This is a genomic window from Micromonospora sp. NPDC005252, assembly GCF_042872475.1.
GTDB lineage: Bacteria > Actinomycetota > Actinomycetes > Mycobacteriales > Micromonosporaceae > Micromonospora.
Genome location: NZ_JBIAKN010000001.1, coordinates 476707 through 496007, shown reverse-complemented (window position 1 = coordinate 496007; position 19301 = coordinate 476707). Strand labels below are relative to the sequence as shown.

Below are 19301 nucleotides of genomic sequence, written 5' to 3'. Positions count from 1 at the left end.
GCCGTTCGCTGATCAGCCGGCCAGTCGGGCCAGCTCCTCGTCGACGATCGACGGGTCGAGCTTGCGGAACACCGGCTTCGGCGCGGCCAGCGGCCGACCGGCCTCCAGTGGCACCGACTCCCAGCGCGCGCCCACCGTGTAGTCCCCGGTCAGCACCGGGTACGCCGGCCCGCCGTCCAGGTCGTCGACCTGCTCGATGACCGGCATCGGCGCGTGCACGCCGGTGCCGCCCAGCAGCTCGTGCACCTGCTGCGCGGAGTGCGGCAGGAACGGGGTGAGCAGCGTGTTGGCGTCGCTGACCACCTGGAGGGCGACGTGCAGGATGGTGCCCTGGCGGGGCTTGTCGGCCTCGGCCTTGAGCTTCCACGGCGCCTGCTCGGAGAGGTACTTGTTGGCCTCGGCGACGACCCTCATCGCCTCGCCGATGGCCTGCTTCTGCCGGTGCCGGCCGATCAGGTCGCCGACCGTGTCGAACCCGGCGCGGGCGACGGCGAGCAGCCCCTCGTCGGCCTCGGTGAGGCCGGCCGGGTCGATCGACGGGATCGCCCCGAAGTTCTTGGCGGCCATCGAGACGCACCGGTTGACCAGGTTGCCCCAGCCGGCGACCAGCTCGTCGTTGTTGCGGCGCAGGAACTCCGCCCAGGTGAAGTCGGTGTCGTTGCTCTCCGGACCGGCGGCGGCGATGAAGTAGCGCAGCGCGTCGGCGTCGTAGCGCTCCAGGAAGTCGCGGACGTAGATGACCACCTTGCGGGACGAGGAGAACTTGCGCCCCTCCATGGTCAGGTATTCGCTGGAGACCACCTCGGTGGGCAGGTTGAGCCGACCCAGCTCGCCCGGCTCACCGTCGCGGGAGCCCTCGCCGGAATACCCGGAGAGCAGCGCCGGCCAGATCACCGAGTGGAAGACGATGTTGTCCTTGCCCATGAAGTAGTACGACCGGGCGTCCTTGCCCTCCCCGTCGGCGGACCACCACCTGCGCCACGCCTCCGGGTCGCCGGAGCGGCGGGCCCACTCGATCGAGGCGGACAGGTAACCGATCACCGCGTCGAACCAGACGTAGATCCGCTTGTCGGAGCGATCCCGCCAACCGTCCAGCGGGATCGGCACGCCCCACTCCAGGTCCCGGGTGATCGCCCGCGGCTGGAGGTCGTCGAGCAGGTTGCGGGAGAACCGCAGCACGTTGGGCCGCCACCCCTCCCGGGTGTCCAGCCACTGGCGCAGCACGTCGGCCAGGGCGGGCAGGTCCAGGAAGAAGTGCTCGGTCTCGACGAACTTCGGGGTCTCCCCGTTGATCCGCGACTTCGGGTCGATCAGGTCGATCGGGTCGAGCTGGTTGCCGCAGTTGTCGCACTGGTCGCCGCGCGCGCTGTCGTACCCGCAGATCGGGCAGGTGCCCTCGATGTACCGGTCGGGCAGGGTGCGCCCGGTGGACGGCGAGATCGCGCCCATGGTGGTCTTCGGCACGATGTAGCCGTTGCGGTACATCCCCTCGAACAGCTCCTGCACCACCGCGTAGTGGTTGCGGGTGGTGGTGCGGGTGAACAGGTCGTAGGAGAGCCCGAGGCCGTGCAGGTCCTCGACGATCACCCTGTTGTACCGGTCGGCCAGCTCGCGCGGGGTCACCCCGTCGGCGTCGGCCTGCACCTGGATGGGGGTGCCGTGCTCGTCGGTGCCGGAGACCATGAGCACGTCGTGGCCGGCCATCCGCATGTACCGGGCGAAGACGTCGGAGGGAACGCCGAAACCGGAGACGTGGCCGATGTGGCGGGGGCCGTTGGCGTACGGCCAGGCCACTGCCGCGAGAACGTGACTCATGAGCAGCAAGCCTAGTGACCCGCCCGGGGCGTCCGCGAACCAATGGGGGGTGCCGGGCCGCCGGACCGGATCGACCACCCCGCCCATTGGTCCGATTTGTCGTCGACACGCGGTCCAGCTGCCCGATCTGCCTCCGCTGCCGGTGTGCAATGAACGTCGTGACTGGCAGAGGAGCGGCCCGGGACCACGACGAGCGTCCCACCGGGCCGACCGGCGGCGACGAGCCCGACTCACCCCGGGCCGCCGGGGTCGCGCCGCAGCCCCGGCTGGTCACCGCCCCCGAACCCGATCGGCCCGGCCACCAGCGGCCCACGCCGTCCGGGCGGGCGGCCGCGCCACGGCGGGACACCTCGACGGAGCTCGCCGCCACCCCGGCCCGGCCCACGCCGGCCGCGCCGGCCCCCACCCCGGCGCGGCCCAGCCCGACGGCGCCCGTGCCCAGCCCAGCCCGCCCGAAGCCGCCGAGCCCGCCGGGCGCGTCGGCCGACGTCGCGCCGGCGGCGCGCGAACCGGCCCGAACGGCGGTCGAGGCGCAGCCGGCAACCCGGGTCCCGGTCGAGGTGGAGCCGACCACCGGGGCGCCGGTGGACGCGGTGCCGCGTCGGGTGCCGGTACGCCAGCAGAGCCGTCGCCGAATTGCTCACCGGGTCGACGGGGACCGGCCACCGGACGACGAGGGCACGTTCTGGGCGCCGATCGAGCAGGTGCACTGGGACGGCACTCCCGTCCGCGAGGTCGCCGCCCCCCAGCGCCGGGCTCGCCGTCCCTCGTCGCGGACGACCGCGTTGCCGGACCCGCTGCCCGGACTGACCGCGCTGGTGCTGCTGAGCCTGGTCGCGGCCTTCTTCGCCTGGGTCAGCGCCGGCCCGTTCTGGCTCGCGGTCGGGCACGCGCGCGACGGCACGGTGGTGATCGACCACTGCACCGGAGGCGGTCTCACCCAGCGGTGCCGGGGCATCTTCACGGCCGACGACGGGCGGTTCCTGGCCCACGGGGTACGGGTCAGCGGCGTACCCGCCGGAGGTGGCGCCCCCGGGGCGGCGCTGCGGGCACGGATGACCGGCCCGGACGGCGACACCGCGTACGCCGACACCGGCGCGGGCCGACACCTGCGCTGGCTGCCCGGGCTGCTGGCGGTGCTCGGCTGCGCCGCCGGCATCGTCCGGTGGACGGGGTCGGCCCGGCTGCCCGGCCGGCGACACCGCCGCTGGGCGGTGGCCACGGCTCTCGCCGGCCCGGCGCTGATCACCCTCGGCTTCCTCGCCGCCGCGTGGTGAACGCGCCGGTGGGTCAGCTGTGCACGATCGTGTAGACCTCACGGCGGCGCAGCGAGTATTCGGTGGCGACGTCGGTGATGGCGTCCCGACGGGACCGGCCGGCGGCCTCCCGCTCGGCGACGGCCGCGCGCAGGGTGTCGTCGTCGGGGCGTTCCGGCGCGGTCACCGGCGAGCCGGCCACCACCAGGGTGATCTCCCCGCGCGGATCACCCTCGGCGGCCCACCGGGCCAACTCGCCGAGGGGGCGGCGGAGCACCTCCTCGTAGGTCTTGGTGAGTTCCCGGCAGAGCGCGGCCGGCCGGTCCGCGCCGAACGTCTCGGCCAGGTCGGCGAGCGCCGCGCCGATCCGGTGCGGCGCCTCGAAGAAGACGAGGGTGCGCTCCTCGGCGGCGAGCGCGCGCAGCCGGGACCGGCGGGCACCCCCACTGCGGGGCAGGAACCCCTCGAAGCAGAACCGGTCGCAGGGCAGCCCGGAAACGGCGAGGGCGGTGGTCACCGCGCTTGGCCCGGGGGCCACGGTGACCGGCGCCCCGACGTCCAACGCGGCCCGGACCAGCCGGTAACCCGGGTCGGAGACGCTCGGCATGCCCCCGTCGGTCACCAGCGCCACCACGTACCCGCCGAGGATGACCTCGACCAGTTCGGGCGTACGCCGTTCCTCGTTGCCCTCGAAATAGGAGACGATCCGGCCGCCGACGGTGATGTCGAGGTCGCGGGCCAGCCGGGTCAGGCGGCGGGTGTCCTCGGCGGCCACCACGTCGGCGCTGGCCAGGACTTCCCGAAACCGCACCGAGGCATCGGCGGGGTTGCCGAGCGGGGCACCGAGCAGGATCAGGCGCCCAGCTTCGGACATTTCACCCACGACATCGTCTCCTTCATCGACAGCGAATACCGGTATCAGGGACGACGGGCGCCACAGGACACCCTGGCAGCCTACGATCGCCGGGTGACGAGTGCGTCGACAGCGCAGAGCCCGAGCGCCGACCCGGCAGACACGGTCGAGGTGTCCGGCGAGCCCAGCCCCCACCAGGAACCGACGGCACCACGTGCCGACGGTGGGGGCATATCCGCCGTGGTCCGCCGCCGGTTCGCCACCGTCGACACCCGGATGGACCCGTATTCGTGGCTCGCCACCGCCGTGGTGGTGGCGATCGCGGGGATCCTGCGCTTCGTGGGCCTGTCCAGCCCCAAGGGCAAGATCTTCGACGAGACGTACTACGCCAAGGACGCGTACGGGCTGATCAGCCGGGGCGTCGAGTGGAACTACAAGGACAACGGCCCGTCGTACGTGGTGCACCCGCCGCTGGGCAAGTGGCTGATCGGCGTCGGCGAGTGGGCCTTCGGCTATCAGGACGCGGAGTCGAAGGTCTCCGTCGGTGGGCACCTGTTCACCACCGCGCCGGAGTTCGGCTGGCGGTTCTCGGCGGCCGTGATCGGCACGCTGTCGGTACTGCTGCTGGTCCGGATCGGTCGGCGGCTGTTCCGCTCGACGGTGCTCGGCTGCGCGGCCGGCCTGCTGCTCGCGCTGGACGGCTTCCACCTGGTGCTGTCGCGCGCGGCGCTGCTCGACATCTTCCTGCTGTTCTTCGTGCTGGCCGCCTTCGGCGCGCTGGTGCTCGACCGGGACGCCCGCCGCCGGCGCTGGGCGCGCGCCCTGGACGACGGGCTCGACCCGAGTCTGCCGGGGCGCGCGGGCCGGCCGGCGACCGGCTGGCGCACGTGGCCGTGGTGGCGGCTCGCCGCCGGGGTGCTGATCGGCTGCGCCTGCGCGGTCAAGTGGAGCGCGCTCTACTTCGTGCCGGTGTTCGCCCTGTTCGTCGTCCTCTGGGAGGTCGGGGTCCGCCGCTCGGCGGGCGTCCGCAGACCCTGGCGGGACACCCTGCTCGACGAGGTGCCGTGGCTGGTGCTGGCCGGCGTGCTGATGGTCGGCACCTACCTCGCCACCTGGTCGGGGTGGCTGCTCAGCGACGACGGCTACTACCGGCTCGCGTCGGCCTACCCGAGCGCCCCGCTCAGCGACACCCCGGTGATCGGCCCGCTGGTCAACCTCTTCGAGTACCACCGCGCCGCGTACGGCTTCCACGCCCAGCTCGACGATCCGCACAAGTACCAGTCGTGGCCGTGGCAGTGGCTGCTGCTCGGGCGGCCGGTGGCGTTCCACTGGTCCGGCGACGGCGCCTGCGGGGCGCCGACCTGCGCCTCGGAGATCCTGCTGCTCGGCACCCCGCTGCTGTGGTGGTCGTTCCTGCCCGCCCTCGTGGCGCTGGTCTGGCTGGGCATCGCCCGACGGGACTGGCGGGCCGGCGCGATCCTGCTCACCGTGGCCGCCGGACTGCTGCCCTGGTTCTGGTTCGCCCTCGACGGCCGGACGATGTTCTCGTTCTACGTCGCGCCGGCGCTGCCGTTCCTGGTGCTGGCCGTGGTGTACGTGCTGGGCGCGCTGATCGCTCCGCCCGGCGGTGACGTGGGTGAGACGGCAGCCCTGGTGCCCGGCGACGCGGGCTACGAACGCCGGCTGGTGGGCAGCATCGCGGCCGGGGCGTACGTGCTGCTGGTGGCGTTGTGCTTCGCGTACTTCTATCCGATTTTCGTGGGACGGCTGATCCCGTACTCGGACTGGCTGTCCCGAATGTGGCTCGACGGCCGCTGGATATAAGCACCGGCGGGCGACGCGCCGCACAGCGCGACGGAAAATCGGGCCCGCACGCGTCACGCGTGCGGGCCCGACCTCTTACACGAAGACGCGCGCCCCGATCGCCTGCCACGGGGGAAGCGGGCGATTGGGGCGCGCATGAAGAGCTTAACCACCGCGCACCACCGGCACAACGGGTCAACTTGGGTCAGATTTCCGACGGATTCCACCCGGGCCGACGTCTCCCCTCCGACCGTTGACCGAGGGTGACCTGACGTGGACCCAGCGCCCCCGAACCGGCTGACTCGACGCCGACGGAGGCCGCTTCGAGGGCTGCCGGCGACCCGGCCCGACGCACTAGGCTCGCCGTGGTGGGCGTCGGGATCGTGACGGGAGGCGGGGTGCCGTGGAGCTGTTGGAACGGGTCCGGGCGATCTGCCTCGCGCTGCCCGAGGTGACCGAGCGGCCCAGCCACGGGTCACCGACCTGGTTCGTCCGGGACAAGAGCGTGTTCGTCACTCTGCACGCCGACGGGCACCACCAGAACGACTTTCCCCACCTCTGGTGCGCCGCGCCGACGGGCGCCCAGGCGGAGCTGACCGCCGCCGACCCGGCCCGCTTCTTCCGCCCGCCCTACGTCGGCGGTCGGGGTTGGGTCGGCGTACGGCTGGACGGCACGGTCGACTGGGCCGAGATCGACGAATTGTGTCGGGACGCGTACCGGGAGATCGCGCCGACGCGGCTGGTCGCACTGCTCGACCCGCCCGCCTGACCCGGCCGGGTCCACGCGTCCCCGGTCATCCGGGACGACCAACCACCCCAATGATCATCCAAAGTGGATTTTACTACACTGCCCGCCGTGATCAACTTCAGACGATCGGCGGCCGTCCTCCTCGGACTGCTGGCGACCACCGCGCTGACCGGGCCGGTCCCGGCGGCGGCCGACGAGGAGCAGGCGACCGAGCCGCCCCGGGTCGAGCTGGTGCTCGACGTCAGCGGCTCGATGCGGGCCGCGGACATCGACGGGCGCAGCCGGATCTCGGTGGCCCAGCAGGCGTTCAACGACGTGGTGGACGCGCTGCCGGAGGAGACCCAGCTCGGCATCCGGGTGCTCGGCGCGACCTACAAGGGCAAGGACAAGAAGGTCGGCTGCCAGGACACCCAACAGATCGTTCCGGTCGGGCCGGTCGACCGGACCCGGGCCAAGGCGGCGGTAGCGACGCTCCGACCGACCGGGTTCACCCCGGTCGGGCTCGCGCTGCGCTCCGCCGCACAGGACCTGGGCACCGGCGCCACCACCAGGCGGATCGTGCTGATCACCGACGGGGAGGACACCTGCGCACCACCGGACCCGTGCCAGGTGGCCCGGGAACTGGCCGCGCAGGGCACCAGCCTGGTCGTCGACACGCTCGGTCTCGCGCCCGACGAGAAGGTACGCCGTCAGCTGCTCTGCATCGCCGGGGCGACCGGAGGCACCTACACCGCGGCGCAGAGCGCCGACGAGCTGACCGGCCGGATCAAACAGCTCGTCGAGCGGGCCGGTGACACCCACACCCGGGCCCCGACCGTGGTCGGCGGCGCGAGCGCCTGTGACTCCGCGCCGCTGCTCGCCCCAGGCGTGTACGCCGACCGGGAGTCGTTCTCCGAGCACCGCTACTACCGGGTGCCCGTACGCCCCGGGCAGGAGCTGCGCGCGTCGGTGAGCATGGCGCTGGACCGGCCGGTGAACCGGGACTACGGGGTGCTGCTGCGGGCCACCGCATCGGATGGCCGGGAACTCGTCCGTGGCGCCGACGCGGGCAGCGGCCGGGCCGACGTGCTCTCCGCCGGTCTGCGCTGGTCGGCCACAGCCGACGACGAGGACACCGCCGACGACGAGAACGCGACCGCCGACACCTCGACGCCCGTCGTCGAGCCCACCACCGTCTGCCTGGTGGTGAGCAACTCGTTCGCCGCACGCCCGGGCACCGCGGCGACGCCCGGCATGCCGGTGGAGCTGACCATCGACGTGGTCGCCGCCGCGGGAGCCCCGGACGGGCCCGACCTCGGCCGGGGCTGGGTGCTGCTCGCCCTGCTCACCGTGGCCGGCCTGCTCACCGGCCTGATCGCCGGCCTGCTCACCCGCTGGTGGGTCGCCACCTGGAGGGAGAACTGATGCGTACCGCACTGTTCCGGTCGCTGGCGGCGCTGCTCGCCGCCGGTGGGGCCGCGCTGCTGCCCGGGGCGGCCCTGGCCGCCCCCACCCCGTCTCCGGGCGCCACGCCGGTGACCCGGGCCGGCACCTCGTTCCTCACCGCCACCCCGATCACGGCCGGCCAACCGGTGCGGGTGGACGCCTCGGTCGGCGACCACCTCTACTGGTCGTTCCCGGCGACCGCCGGGCAGGTGCACGAGATCAGCGCCACCGTCACCTTCCCGAAGGCACGCAGCGGCGCCTCCACCTGGACCGTCGACGTGTTCGACGGGCTGCGCCGACGGCAGGCGTGCACCGCCGGGGCGCAGACCCCGACGGTGGACGGCAAGGCGTCGAGCGTGGCGCTGGGCTGCACGCTGCGCGAGGTGCGGCCCTGGGCCGAGCCGTGGTCGGCGGACCCGCTGCCCGGCACGTACGTCGTCCGGCTCTCCGTCATCGACCTGCCCGAGCCCGACCTGGGCGCACCCGTCGACGTGGACCTGCTGGTCGGCGTCCTCGCGGACCGGGGCGCCTCGGCCGACGACGGTGAGCTGGCCGCGCCGCTGGTGGCGAACACCAGGGCGGGGACGGTGCTCAACGCCGTACCGACGCCCGACCCGGAGGCCGACGACGAGGGCGACTCGCCGGCGGACTGGCTGCCGGATCTCGGCTCGCGGTGGATCTGGACCGGCATCGGCGGCGTGCTCGCCGCGGTGGCCGGGGTGTTCGGCTTCGCGCTGACCCGCCGGCCTCGCCGGGCCTGAACCCGCCCGGCCAACCGGTGGCCCCGCCCACGCCGGGCGGGGCCACCGGCGGGCTCAGCGGCGTCGCGCGCCGCGGGGCAGCCAGCCGATGAACCGGTCCTGCAGCGACATCACCGGGGCCGCGCGCAGATCCTCGGCGGCGGCGGCGAGACACGAGCCCAGGTAGACGCTGAGCATCGCCCGGTCATCCCCGTACTCCGCGAGCAGCCGGCTGCGCTTCGTCGCGCACGGCCACTCGTCGCCGCAGGAGCCGCAGCTCCAGCCCGGGGTCGTCGGTGCGTGGTCGTCGGCCCGATCCCCCGGCGGTTCGGTGCCATCGCTCATCGCAGGTCCTCTCAAGATGTTCGCGGGACTGGCCAGGTGTTGATGGTGGTCCCCCCGGAGCCATCCTGGAGGGCGCGACGCGTCCCTCCGGTGTTACATCTTTGCGGTACCTTCTCCCGTCGTGGGAGTCGGAAATCTGACGGTCGAGCGGATGCCCCTTCGCTACCGGACGGTAGGTGGCGGCCGTGCGTGACCTCCTGCCGCCGACGGTCGCCGTGGCGGTCGCCGCACCCGACGACTGGACCGGGGAACTCCTCACCGCCGAACAGGCGTGCCTCGGCGAACGGGCGGTGCAGACCCGTCGACGGGACTTCACCGCCGGCCGGGTGTGCGCCCGCCGCGCGATGGCCGACCTCGGCCTGCCGGTGGCGGCCGTGCCGGCCGCCGCCGACCGCGCGCCGATCTGGCCCGCCGGGGTGGTCGGCACCATCACCCACACCACCGGCTACTGCGCCGCCGCCGCGGCGCGCGCCACCGACCTGCGATCGGTCGGCATGGACGCCGAACGGCACCGCGAGATCAATGCGGGGGTACGCCGACTCGTGCTGCTGCCCGAGGAGGAGGAGACCCTCGCGCGGCTACCCTCCGACATCTCCTGGCCCGTCGTGCTGTTCAGCGCCAAGGAGACCGTCTACAAGGTCTGGCACCCCGTCGTCGGAAGCTGGCTGGACTTCCACGACGCCCACCTCACGCTGGACCCGGACTCCGGTACGTTCACCGCCCGGATCGCACCGGCGCGGGTGGACGCGGCGCAGGTCGCCGATCCTCCGGGCACGATCACCGGCCGGTTCGTGGTCGCCGACGGCCTGGTCCGCACCGCCGCCGTCCTCACGCTGCGCTGACCCCTGCACCGTCCATTCTGGCCGGTGCGTCGACGACTCGCGGACGGTGGGACACGAGCCGGCGCGGCGACCGGCGGGTCGGCGACGCACGGTAGCGTCGGCGGGTTCCCGAACCGCACGTACGAGGCGTCAAGGAGTACGGTGACCCACCCCCAGCCCCCCGCCGGGCCGCAGGACCCTCAGCAGCCGAACCCGGAGCCGCCGACGCAACCGTTCGCGGCGACACCGCAGCCGCAGCAGTCCGCCGCCGACCCGACGGTCCCGCAGGCGCCGGTGCCGCCCAGCCCGTGGTCGGCAGCGGCGAACCCGCAGCAGCCGCCGTTCTCGGGCGGCGCGTACCCGCAGGCCGGCGGCGCTTACCCGCAGCCCGGCGCGGGCGCCTACCCGCAGCCCGGTGGGCCGGGCTACCCGCTCATGCCGCCGCCGCCCGTGCAGACGAAGAACTCCAAGAAGACAGTGGTGGCCATCGCGGTGACCGCGGCCGTGCTCACCCTGCTGTGCTGCGCGGGCGGCATCGTGGCGGTGGTCATCGGCGCGAACCGCGCCGCGAACGAGGTGACCGACGCGCTGCCCACCCCGGCAGTCACCCGTGGTGTCGGGCAGCCGCCGGCCAGCACCGCGCCGTCGCCCCGGGCGTCCGCCGACAGCGACACCCGGAACATGTCCGCCGGGGACACCCTGGTCATCGACGACAACGGCGGCACCGTCGAGATCACCGTGACGAAGTTCAGCACCGCCACCAAGCCCTGCACGTCGTACGGCCTCAAGCCCGACGAGGGCATGTACGTGATCGCCGACGTGACTGTGGCGGTCACCAAGGGCACCGGCTCGGCGAACCCGCTGTACTTCCAGTGGGTCGCCGCCGACGGGACGGAGACCAACGCGATCGCCGGCGCCTTCTCCGGCTGCGGCAAACCGATGCCGGCCGCCAACGACCTGACCGCGGGCACCAAGCGCACCGGCAGCGTGGTGTTCGACGTGCAGGACACCTCGGGAGTGCTGGAGTACCAGCACAAGTTCGCGACCGCCGGCTCCTGGAGGCCGTGACGTGCCGTGGGGCCGGCCCGGTGATCGGACCGGCCCCACGCCCCCGTTTGGTGCGCGGTCAGCAGCCCGTCCAGCGCACCGGCGTCACCCGGTCGGCGTTGCGGAAGCCGACGATGGTGTCGGTGTCGGAGATGGCCCGAGCGCCGATGTTGATCCGCTCGCCGCTGCCCGGCAGGACCCGCGAGGTGGACCCGCGCGCGACCCGGTCGCCACCCACCACGACGCCCTTGGCGTTGACGTCGTCCAGCCCCATCTCCTGGTCGAGGAACGTGTACGAGCCGTCGCGCACGTCCCACCGCACCTTGGCCGGGCTGGTGCCACCCAGCCAGGCCTGGCCGACGGCCCAGTGGCCCGCGGCGGCGTTAAGCGAGGTCGAACCACCACCCGTAACCGCGAGCGGCTTGATCTTGCCGTTCGGCCGGCGGACCCAGCTGGTCCAGTCACCGAACGGGCCCGCGTAACCGACGATCGTCCCGTTCGGCGAGATCCCCACCGGCTGGGCGTTGACCGGGGCGTCGAGCACCTCGACCGTGCCCGGGCGGGCTGCCGGCCAGCGCAGGGCGACGAACTCGCCGGGCACGATGTCCGAGCCGTAGCCGACGATGTCGCCGGCCTTGTTGATGGCCGAGACGAAGATGCCGGTGGACGGCAGCACCGGCAACTGCTCGAGCTTGCCGGCGCGGTACGTCCACGGTCGGCCGATGCCGTTCTCCGCCCAGCCGTTGCCGATCACGATGCCGCTCTCGTTGACGTCGACCGGGTCGATCCCGTTGCCCGGCGCCTCGGTCTCGGTGAGCTGCTGCCCGTCCCAGGTCAGCAGCAGGTACTGGTTGCCGTCCTCCCGGATCCGCAGGGCGGTGCCGGCGACGAAGCGGCCCGACGGGTCGATGACGCTCGCGTCGGCGCGGTAGGTGTCCGTCGGATAGGGCAAGGTGCTGATCGTGCAGGCGCTGGTGGCCCCGGTCCTGGGCGCGGCGGTCGCCGTCGAGGCCACGGCGACGCCGAGAGAGGCGGCCAGCAGGCCGGCGGCGGTGCCGGCGAGCATCCGGTGTCGAGCGGTGTGCGTCATTCTCTTCTCCCCGTGCGGGCGGCCCGGATACTCCCGGGCGTCAACTGATGCCAGAAGCACCCCTGAACATGCCTCTCGGTTGCGGCAGGTCGGATGGACGACATGATCGACGTCTGCGGGCTAACCGTCTGGTATGGACGGATCACTGTTGCCCGGTGTGCGGCGTGGCCGGAGGATGGGGCCGGTGAGCACCGATCGGCCGCACGCCGGGCCTTCGCTGGATTACCACCTGGTCCGGTCCGCGCAGGGCGATCATGAGGTGGAGGGCATCCTCGTCGAGGAGTTCACCCGGCACGACGACTTCACCACGACGGGTCTGCACAGCGCGGGCTGGACGCCGAGCGCCGGTTGGTGGAGTTCCGCCTCGCTGAGTCGCGGTCTGCGCACCGATCCGGCCGTGCTCGCCCGGTGCTCGTGACCACCGAGCGCTTCAGTTGACCGTGCACGTCCGCGCCGCCGCGCTTGCCTTCATGATCGAAAAAGGCCGTCTCCGACTCGCGGAAACGGCCTTTGACCTGGGGTGGAGCTGAGGGGATTTGAACCCCTGACCCCCTCGATGCGAACGAGGTGCGCTACCAGTCTGCGCCACAGCCCCCCACCGGCGAACCGGCTTCGGTCCCACCCGGCTTACACCGGGCGGGCCGGCAGCAAGGCTAACAGGTCGCCGGCCTCCACCGCGAATCCGCCCCCGGTGCGGCGCTGTCACCAGCACGGAGATCGACTCGACTTCCAGGAAACCGGGGCATCCGGGACGCCTCGACACCCCGCCTTCCAGGAAGTCGAGTCGATCAAGCCCCCGCACACCCTTGATCGACTCGACGTCGCCGATGTGGCGGTATCATCTCGCGGCGATACCCCCACCTCGGCGAACCGGAGTCGATCAAGCGCCGCGACACCGGGCAGCGCGACGCCGGGCGTCGCGAGACCGGGCGCCGCGAGGCCAGGCGCCGCGAGGCCAGGCGCCGCGACACAGGGCAGCGCGACGCCGGGCACCGCGAGGTCGAGGCAGCGCGGGGTCAGGCGCCGCGGCCGGCCTCGTAGGGGCGGCCGCGCAGTCCTCCGGAGCGACGGTACGAGACCGAGCCCCCGTTGACGGCCGCCGGCAGGTCGCCGGGCCGGTCGAGGCCCATGGCTGCTCGGCGTACCCCCTCGCGCTGGGCCGCCAGGCGGCGTTGCGCCTCCCGGCGGGCCGCCGCTCGGCGGGCCTGTTCGCGGCGGACCTCGGCCTGGCGGGCTGCCAGCCACGCCGCCTCCCGGGCGTGGGCGCGGCGTCGACGCCGGCCGGCGAGGGCACGCCCGCGCAGGTGTACGACGTACAGGGCCAGCAGCAGGAAGGTGACCGAGAAGCCGATCCAGAAGCCGGGGCTGACGAACAGCACGCCGATCAACTCGACGACGTTGAGCAGTAGCAGCGCGGCGAGCACCCGGCGTCGGCGGTACACGGCGGGGGTGTGCTGCCGGCGCGGCGGACGACGGCGGGAGCGCTTCGGTGCCGGCGGTACGGCGCGCAGCCGGCCGGAGCGGCGTGCCGCCGGGGGCGCGGAGACCGGCGCAGCCAGCCTTCCTGTAGTCGCATCTTCACTGAGGGTGACGACGAGGGAGCGGGGCGGGTGCACGGGCTGCCGTCCTGGCACAGTGCGGCGCCGTCGACGGCGTTGGAGCACCCGCGCCGTCGACTGCGCCCGCTCCGCCACCAGCCGCTCGGTGGCGTCGTACCGACGAACCAGCGCCGGGGCCAGGGCGAGCAGGCCGGCGGCGGCGAGGACGGCGAGGAGCACCGAGGTCGGCACCCTCACCCCTCCCGTCACCGAATTCGGAGCAAACGCTGCCCGACCGCAGGATCTTCCACCGATCGTGCCTGGGTGCGTAGATCGTCCGGGCGGTGAGCGCTTGCCGCAGCTTGCAGTTACTTGAGGTTACGGCGCACCGACCGTGATGCCGCCGCGCCGCGCCGATCCCGTGCGTGGGACGGCTCACCGCGCGGTGGCGCGTACCCGGTGCCAGCGGGCCAGCAGACCGCCCTCGGCGGCGACCTCTTCGCTCGTCATCGCGTATCCGATGTGGTCCCGCCAGGCGCCGTCGATGTGCATGTAGCGCACGTGGTACGACTCCTCGCGGAAGCCCAGCTTCTCCACCACCCGCCGCGACGGTCGGTTCTCCGGCCGGATGTTGACCTCCACCCGGTGCAGCCCACCCGGGCCGAACGCGTGGTCCACGGCGAGCGCGAGCGCCGTCGGGATCACGCCCTGTCCGGCGACCCGGGCGTCGACCCAGTAGCCGACGTAGCCGGAACAGAAGGCGCGGCGCACGATGCTGCCGACGTTGAGGTGCCCGACCAACCGGTCCCGGTCGGCCTCCCGCAGGCAGACCGCGAACGGCATACCCTCGCCCTCGCGGGCGGAACGCCGCTGGTCACGGTGCACCCAGCGGAACGCGGCCGGCGAGTTCAGCTCGTCCCAGCTGCCCGGCAGCGACGACTCCCACGGTGCCAGCCAGGCCCGGTTGGCCCGGCGCACCTCCGACCACGCCGCCGCGTCGGAGCGCCGGTAGGGCCGTAGCAGCACCGGGCCGTCGACCAGCACCGCCGGCCAGCCGGGGGCTCGCGCGGGTCCGAAGAGGCTCACCCGCACAGTCTCCCGCGCGGGACCGGATCGTGCGCAAGTGGACCCACCACGCGCACCGTCGAAGAACAGCCGAGCGCACTCACCGGCGCCGGTCGAGCAGCAGGACGTCCACGGTGGAGCCGGCGGCGGCGGTGGTGACCCGCTCGCCGAGCACCAGCAGCCCGTTCGCCTCGGCCAGGCCGGAGAGGGTGAACGGGCCGCCGCGCAGCGGCTGCACGGTGTAACCGCCGCCGCGCCGCTCCGCGACGTGCGCGGGCCGGAACTCCCGCAACCCGCCGGGGGACGACACGGTCTCCAGCAGGTGCGCCCGGACGCTGGGCCGGAACACCGGCTCGGCGCCGGCGAGCAGTTGAATGGCGGGGCGGGCCAGCACCTCGAAACCGATCAGCGCGGCCCCCGGGTCACCGGGCAGGCAGACCACCGGCACCTCCTCGGCGCCGACGGTGCCGAACCCGAGCGCGGTGCCGGGATAGAGCGCGACGTCGGTGAAGGTCACCGGCCCGGCGCGGCCACCCTCGCGGCGGGACAGGATCCGCCGCACCATGTCCCCGGGGCCGGTGCCGGTCCCCCCGGTGGTGATGATCAAGTCGGCGCGCAGGGTCTGGTCCTCCAGCAGCCCGCGCAGCCCTTCCGGGTCGTCGTCGCAGATACCGACCCGGTACGCCAGCGCGCCCACCTCGGCGGCGGCGGCGGTCAGCGCGTGCGAGTTCGCGTCCACCACCTGACCGGGCTGGCTGCCCCGGCCCACGTCGACCAACTCGTCGCCGGTGGCCACGATGACCACCCGAGGGCTGGGCCGGACCACCACGTGCCCGATGCCGGTGGCGGCGAAGACCGCGACGAGCGCCGGCGAGACGTACGTGCCGGCGCGGGCGAGCAGGGTGCCGGCCGGCAGTTCCTCACCGGCGCGGCGTACCCCGTACCCCCGTTTGGGGGTGCGGAAGATCTCCACGGCGGCCATGCCCTGGTCGGTCCACTCCACCGGGACCACGACGTCCGCGGCGACCGGCAGGGGCGCCCCGGCGGCCACCGAGAAGCACGAGCCCGGGGTGAGCCGCACCGGCCGCCAGCTCGCCGCGCCGAGGTCGCCGACCACGTTGAGCCGGATGGTCCGGCCGCCTGGCGTGCCGGAGGGGGCCGGGACGTAGCTCGGGCCCCGGCCCCCTCCGGAAATGTCCTCCCACCGGGCCGCGTACCCGTCCACGGCCGCCTGGTCGAAGGCCGGGAAGGCGTGCGGCGCGACGACGTCCTCGGCGAGGACGTTGCCGTGCGCCTGGGTGAGGTCGAGGTCGAGTGGCGGCAGCGCTCGTAACCTGCGCAGCACGCTGCCCAGGTAGTCGGCGAGCGGCGTCAACTCGTTCGCGGCCGCCTCGGCGTCGGCCGTCGCGGTCATGTACCAGATCCGCCTGCCGCGTCGGCCTTGACGAACTCGGCCAGCCAGGAGCGGAACTCGCTGCCGAGGTCCTCGCGCTCGGCGGCGATCTGCACGACGGTCTGGAGGTACCCCAGTGGCATGCCGGTGTCGTAGCGGGTGCCCCGGTAGACGATCGCGTGCACCGGTGTGCCCTCGGTGCGCAGCAGTTCCATGGCGTCGGTCAGCTGGATCTCGCCGCCGCTGCCCGGCTTGGTCCGGCGGATCGCGTCGAAGATCTTGCCGGGCAGCACGTACCGACCCAGCACCGCGAGGTTGCTCGGCGCGTCCTCCGGCTGCGGCTTCTCCACCATGCCGGTGACCTTGACGACCTCACCGATGTCGGTCAGCTCCGCCTCGGCCGGCTCGACGGAGGCGATGCCGTAGCGCTTGGTGTCGGCCGGGTCGACCTCGAAGAAGGCCAGCACCACGCCGCCGGTGCGGGCCTGCAGCTCCAGCATCGCCGGCAGCAGCGGCTCGGACGGCTTGACGAACTCGTCGCCGAGCAGCACCGCGAAGGGCTGGTCGCCGACGTGGGACTCGGCGTACCCGACGGCGTGGCCCAGCCCGAGCTGCTCCGGCTGCCGGACGGTGTAGATCTCGGCCAGCTCACTGGGCCGGCGCACGGCGGCCAGCCGCTCGGCGTCGCCCTTCTCCTCCAGCCTGGTCTCCAGGTCGGGGCGTCGATCGAAGTGGTCCACCATCGACGTCTTACCCCGGCCGGTGATCAGCAACACGTCGCCGATGCCGGCCTGGGTGGCCTCCTCGACGATGTACTGCAGCACCGGCCGGTCCACCACCGGCAACAGTTCCTTCGGCACCGCCTTGGTGGCCGGCAGGAAGCGGGTGGCCAGTCCGGCGGCCGGGATAACGGCCTTGACCGCCACGGGACGGCCGGTTGCGGCGACCGTCGATGAGGGGTTCGCTGAGTGCTCCGACATGCCGCGAGACTATCGGCCACGGCTCTGCCGCGGCGGGTGTGGCCCAGAAGACGCGCCGCCGCCCGACCCCGGCCGGGTGACGTCGGGGCCGGCCCGCGCGGCGTCCGCGGCGGTGGCCGCCGGCTCGTCCGCCGGATCCGGGCCGGCGTGCGCGGGCCCCGACCGGTTCGATTCCGGTACGCCAGCAGTCGACTCCGACCGGGCGTGCCCGCCCGGCTCCCGGGGCGCCTGCACGGGCCGGCCGGCACGCGGCAGCCCGTCGGGTGGGCTGACGGCGCAAGCGGGTACCGGTATCTCCCGCGTCGGCACGTCGGGGCGGGCCTCGGCCACGCGATAGGTGTCCCGGCCGGCCGCCTTGGCCGCGTAGAGGGCGTCGTCGGCGGCTTCCAGCACCTCCCGTCCGGTGCTGCCGTGGTCCGGGTAGACGGCGATGCCCACCGACACGGTGACCACGATCGGCCCCGCGTACGCCTCGACCGCGATCGGTGTCTCGCGCACCGCCGCGCCCAGCCGCTCCGCGACGATCGCCGCACCCCGGGCGTCGGTCTCCGGCAGGAGCAGCACGAACTCCTCGCCGCCCTGCCGGAAGGCCAGGTCGACCTCGCGGATCTCACCGCGTACCCGCCGGGCGAACTCGGCCAGCACGGTGTCCCCCGCCGCGTGCCCGTACGTGTCGTTGACGTCCTTGAAGCGGTCCAGGTCGAGGGCGAGGACGCTGAGCATCCGGCCGAACCGGCTGGCCCGCTCCACCTCCCGCCGGATCGACTCGCGCAGGTAGCGGTAGTTCCACAGCCCGGTGAGCGGATCGGTGAGCGAGAGCCGCTGCGCCTCCTCGTGCACCCGGACGTTCTCCACCGCCACGGCCGCGTGGCCGGCGAAGGTGCGCAGGTTGACCAGGTCGTCGTCGTCGAACTCGTCCGCGCCCACCCGGTCGTAGAGCGCCAGCACACCGAGCGCGGCCGCAGCGGCGCCGGCCTCGTCGGGACTCCTCTCGCCGCCCGGGGTGCTCGCGCCGCCCGGGGTGCTCGCGCCGCCCGCTGTGCTCGCGCCGCCCGGGGTGGCGAAGGGGACCGCGACGTAGGTGCGGCAGCGGGGCTCGCCGGTAGGGGCCTCGGTCGGTTCCACCCGGCCCCGCTGCGGCTCGCCGGTCGCGGCCACCACGCCGACCACACCGACGCCCACGGGCACCCGCAGTCCCTGCGACCCGTCCTGGTCCCCCGCCGGCCAGCGCCCGTCCAACCCCTCGCTGCACTGCGCGACGAGCACCCCGCCGGCCTCCACCAGCAGCACCGCGCCGGCCCGCGCCCCGGTGGCCGCGATGGCGCTGTGCAGGATCACCCGCAGGATGCGTTGCAGGTCGTGGGTGCTGGCCAGGGTGTCGCCGAGCACCGCGAGGTGCCCGCGTAGCTGGTCGCGGCTGCTGGTCAGCGCCGCGACGTACGACCCGGTCTCGCGGGTCATCCGGTTGAACGCGGCCGCCAGCCGTCCCAGCTCGTCGCGGCTGCGCACCGGCACCCGGGCGGTCAGGTCGCCGTGCGCCACCCGGTCGACCGCTCCGGCCAGCTCCACCAGTGGCCGGGTGGTCACCCGGGCCAGACGCCAGGCGGTGAACACGGCGAGCAGCCCGGCCAGCACGACCACGCCGGCAAGCGTGACATGCAGCCCGGGCGGCCGCTCGCTCGGCACCGACAACACCAGCGGCAGCGGCTGGCCCGCGGACGGCCCGATCCGGCGCACGTACCGACCCTTGGTGCTCTCGGTGACGCGCTCACCGCTGGTGGCCCCGGCGGCGGCCAGCACCGCGTCGCGTACCTCCCGGGACTCGGTGGTGTGGGTGACGCGGGCGGCGCTCGCGCCGCTGTCGAGCAGGGTGACCGCGACCCCGGTCACCGCCGCCAGCCGGGCCACGAAGGCCGGGTCGACCAGGTGCGCGGCGGCCACCGTGCCCAGTAGCGCGCCGGCCGGGTCGCGGCGGTCCACCCGGGCGGCCAGCGCGCGGACCGGGCCGGACGACGCGGTGGCCGGCTCGGAGCAGTCCCGCCAGGGGGTCGACGGAGCGCCGGGCGAGGCGTACGTGACGCGTCCGTTCACGTCGGTGACCAGCACCGCTGCGGCCAGCCCACGGCCGACGAGCTGGCCGGCGGCGACGGCCGGGTCACCGGTGAGGGCGACCGCGTCGGCGGCGGCGCGCAGCTGCTGGCAGAGCGCGTCGACTGAGGTACGCACCGTGGAGGCCGCCACCGCGAGGCGCTCGGTGGACCGGCTGCGGTCGACGGCCGTGACGGTGGAGGCCACGAAGAACGCCCCGAGCAGGACCGGGCCGAGCACCACCACGAGGAAGGCTGCCGTCAACCGCCCGCGTAGCGTCACTCGGTCCCCCCG

The 19301-nt window shown here is 73.8% G+C and carries 17 protein-coding genes and 1 tRNA gene; 8 read left to right on the top strand and 10 right to left on the bottom strand.

Translation table 11 applies throughout. The features are described from left to right. Positions 1–12: 12 nt before the first annotated feature. Positions 13–1815 (bottom strand): methionine--tRNA ligase, encoded by a 1803-nt coding sequence (gene metG / locus ACFYPH_RS02450; RefSeq protein ID WP_387178342.1) that lies wholly within the window; start codon positions 1813–1815, stop codon positions 13–15. A 158-nt stretch (positions 1816–1973) separates the two neighbouring features. On the opposite strand from metG, the gene ACFYPH_RS02445 reads away from it, so the two are divergent. Then, entirely contained in the window at positions 1974–3092 is a 1119-nt protein-coding gene (locus ACFYPH_RS02445; RefSeq protein ID WP_387178339.1) for a hypothetical protein, read from the top strand. 13 nt (positions 3093–3105) lie between these two features. Here ACFYPH_RS02445 and rsmI read toward each other — a convergent pair whose 3' ends face one another. Next, entirely contained in the window at positions 3106–3945 is an 840-nt protein-coding gene (gene rsmI, locus ACFYPH_RS02440) for a 16S rRNA (cytidine(1402)-2'-O)-methyltransferase (RefSeq protein ID WP_387179316.1), read from the bottom strand. 255 nt (positions 3946–4200) lie between these two features. On the opposite strand from rsmI, the gene ACFYPH_RS02435 reads away from it, so the two are divergent. The 4 genes from ACFYPH_RS02435 to ACFYPH_RS02420 all read left to right on the top strand — a co-directional run bounded on the left by ACFYPH_RS02435 (position 4201) and on the right by ACFYPH_RS02420 (position 8661). After that, positions 4201–5748 (top strand): dolichyl-phosphate-mannose--protein mannosyltransferase, encoded by a 1548-nt coding sequence (locus tag ACFYPH_RS02435; protein WP_387179313.1) that lies wholly within the window; start codon positions 4201–4203, stop codon positions 5746–5748. A gap of 382 nt (positions 5749–6130) precedes the next feature. After that, on the top strand, positions 6131–6496 hold the full coding sequence (locus ACFYPH_RS02430; protein WP_354861851.1) for an MmcQ/YjbR family DNA-binding protein: 366 nt from the start codon (positions 6131–6133) through the stop codon (positions 6494–6496). A gap of 87 nt (positions 6497–6583) precedes the next feature. Beyond that, positions 6584–7879, top strand: a complete 1296-nt coding sequence (locus ACFYPH_RS02425; RefSeq protein WP_387178336.1) for a VWA domain-containing protein — start codon at positions 6584–6586, stop codon at positions 7877–7879. Continuing rightward, complete coding sequence (locus tag ACFYPH_RS02420; RefSeq protein WP_354861848.1) at positions 7879–8661, top strand: peptidase; 783 nt, start codon at positions 7879–7881, stop codon at positions 8659–8661. The genes ACFYPH_RS02425 and ACFYPH_RS02420 overlap by 1 nt, the downstream gene beginning before the upstream one ends. Before the next feature lie 54 nt (positions 8662–8715). Here ACFYPH_RS02420 and ACFYPH_RS02415 read toward each other — a convergent pair whose 3' ends face one another. Further along, entirely contained in the window at positions 8716–8985 is a 270-nt protein-coding gene (locus ACFYPH_RS02415) for a hypothetical protein (RefSeq protein ID WP_354863273.1), read from the bottom strand. Between the two features lie 185 nt (positions 8986–9170). On the opposite strand from ACFYPH_RS02415, the gene ACFYPH_RS02410 reads away from it, so the two are divergent. After that, positions 9171–9827 (top strand): 4'-phosphopantetheinyl transferase superfamily protein, encoded by a 657-nt coding sequence (locus tag ACFYPH_RS02410; protein ID WP_354863272.1) that lies wholly within the window; start codon positions 9171–9173, stop codon positions 9825–9827. A gap of 141 nt (positions 9828–9968) precedes the next feature. Continuing rightward, on the top strand, positions 9969–10874 hold the full coding sequence (locus tag ACFYPH_RS02405; protein ID WP_387178331.1) for a hypothetical protein: 906 nt from the start codon (positions 9969–9971) through the stop codon (positions 10872–10874). Between the two features lie 58 nt (positions 10875–10932). Here the strand turns inward: ACFYPH_RS02405 and ACFYPH_RS02400 are convergent, their stop codons facing one another. Further along, positions 10933–11943: a hypothetical protein gene (locus tag ACFYPH_RS02400; RefSeq protein ID WP_387178328.1), complete on the bottom strand. Its 1011-nt coding sequence runs from the start codon at positions 11941–11943 to the stop codon at positions 10933–10935. 184 nt (positions 11944–12127) lie between these two features. On the opposite strand from ACFYPH_RS02400, the gene ACFYPH_RS02395 reads away from it, so the two are divergent. Continuing rightward, the gene (locus tag ACFYPH_RS02395) at positions 12128–12361 is read left to right on the top strand and encodes a hypothetical protein (RefSeq protein WP_354863269.1); all 234 of its coding nucleotides are present in this window, start codon (positions 12128–12130) and stop codon (positions 12359–12361) included. 103 nt (positions 12362–12464) lie between these two features. Here the strand turns inward: ACFYPH_RS02395 and ACFYPH_RS02390 are convergent. The 6 genes from ACFYPH_RS02390 to ACFYPH_RS02365 form a co-directional block, all read right to left on the bottom strand. Beyond that, a tRNA-Ala gene (locus ACFYPH_RS02390) sits at positions 12465–12538 on the bottom strand. A gap of 421 nt (positions 12539–12959) precedes the next feature. Continuing rightward, positions 12960–13739 carry a hypothetical protein gene (locus ACFYPH_RS02385; protein WP_355066742.1) on the bottom strand — a complete coding sequence of 260 codons (780 nt, stop codon included), beginning with the start codon at positions 13737–13739 and terminating at the stop codon, positions 12960–12962. A 177-nt stretch (positions 13740–13916) separates the two neighbouring features. Then, the gene (locus ACFYPH_RS02380) at positions 13917–14567 is read right to left on the bottom strand and encodes a GNAT family N-acetyltransferase (RefSeq protein WP_234584369.1); all 651 of its coding nucleotides are present in this window, start codon (positions 14565–14567) and stop codon (positions 13917–13919) included. 79 nt (positions 14568–14646) lie between these two features. After that, on the bottom strand, positions 14647–15960 hold the full coding sequence (gene glp / locus ACFYPH_RS02375) for a gephyrin-like molybdotransferase Glp (RefSeq protein WP_139582488.1): 1314 nt from the start codon (positions 15958–15960) through the stop codon (positions 14647–14649). After that, positions 15957–16919, bottom strand: coding sequence for a UTP--glucose-1-phosphate uridylyltransferase (locus ACFYPH_RS02370; protein WP_354855901.1), 963 nt, complete (start codon positions 16917–16919; stop codon positions 15957–15959). The genes glp and ACFYPH_RS02370 overlap by 4 nt, the downstream gene beginning before the upstream one ends. Positions 16920–16928: 9 nt before the next feature. Beyond that, positions 16929–19289: a diguanylate cyclase gene (locus ACFYPH_RS02365; RefSeq protein ID WP_387178323.1), complete on the bottom strand. Its 2361-nt coding sequence runs from the start codon at positions 19287–19289 to the stop codon at positions 16929–16931. Positions 19290–19301: the final 12 nt, after the last annotated feature.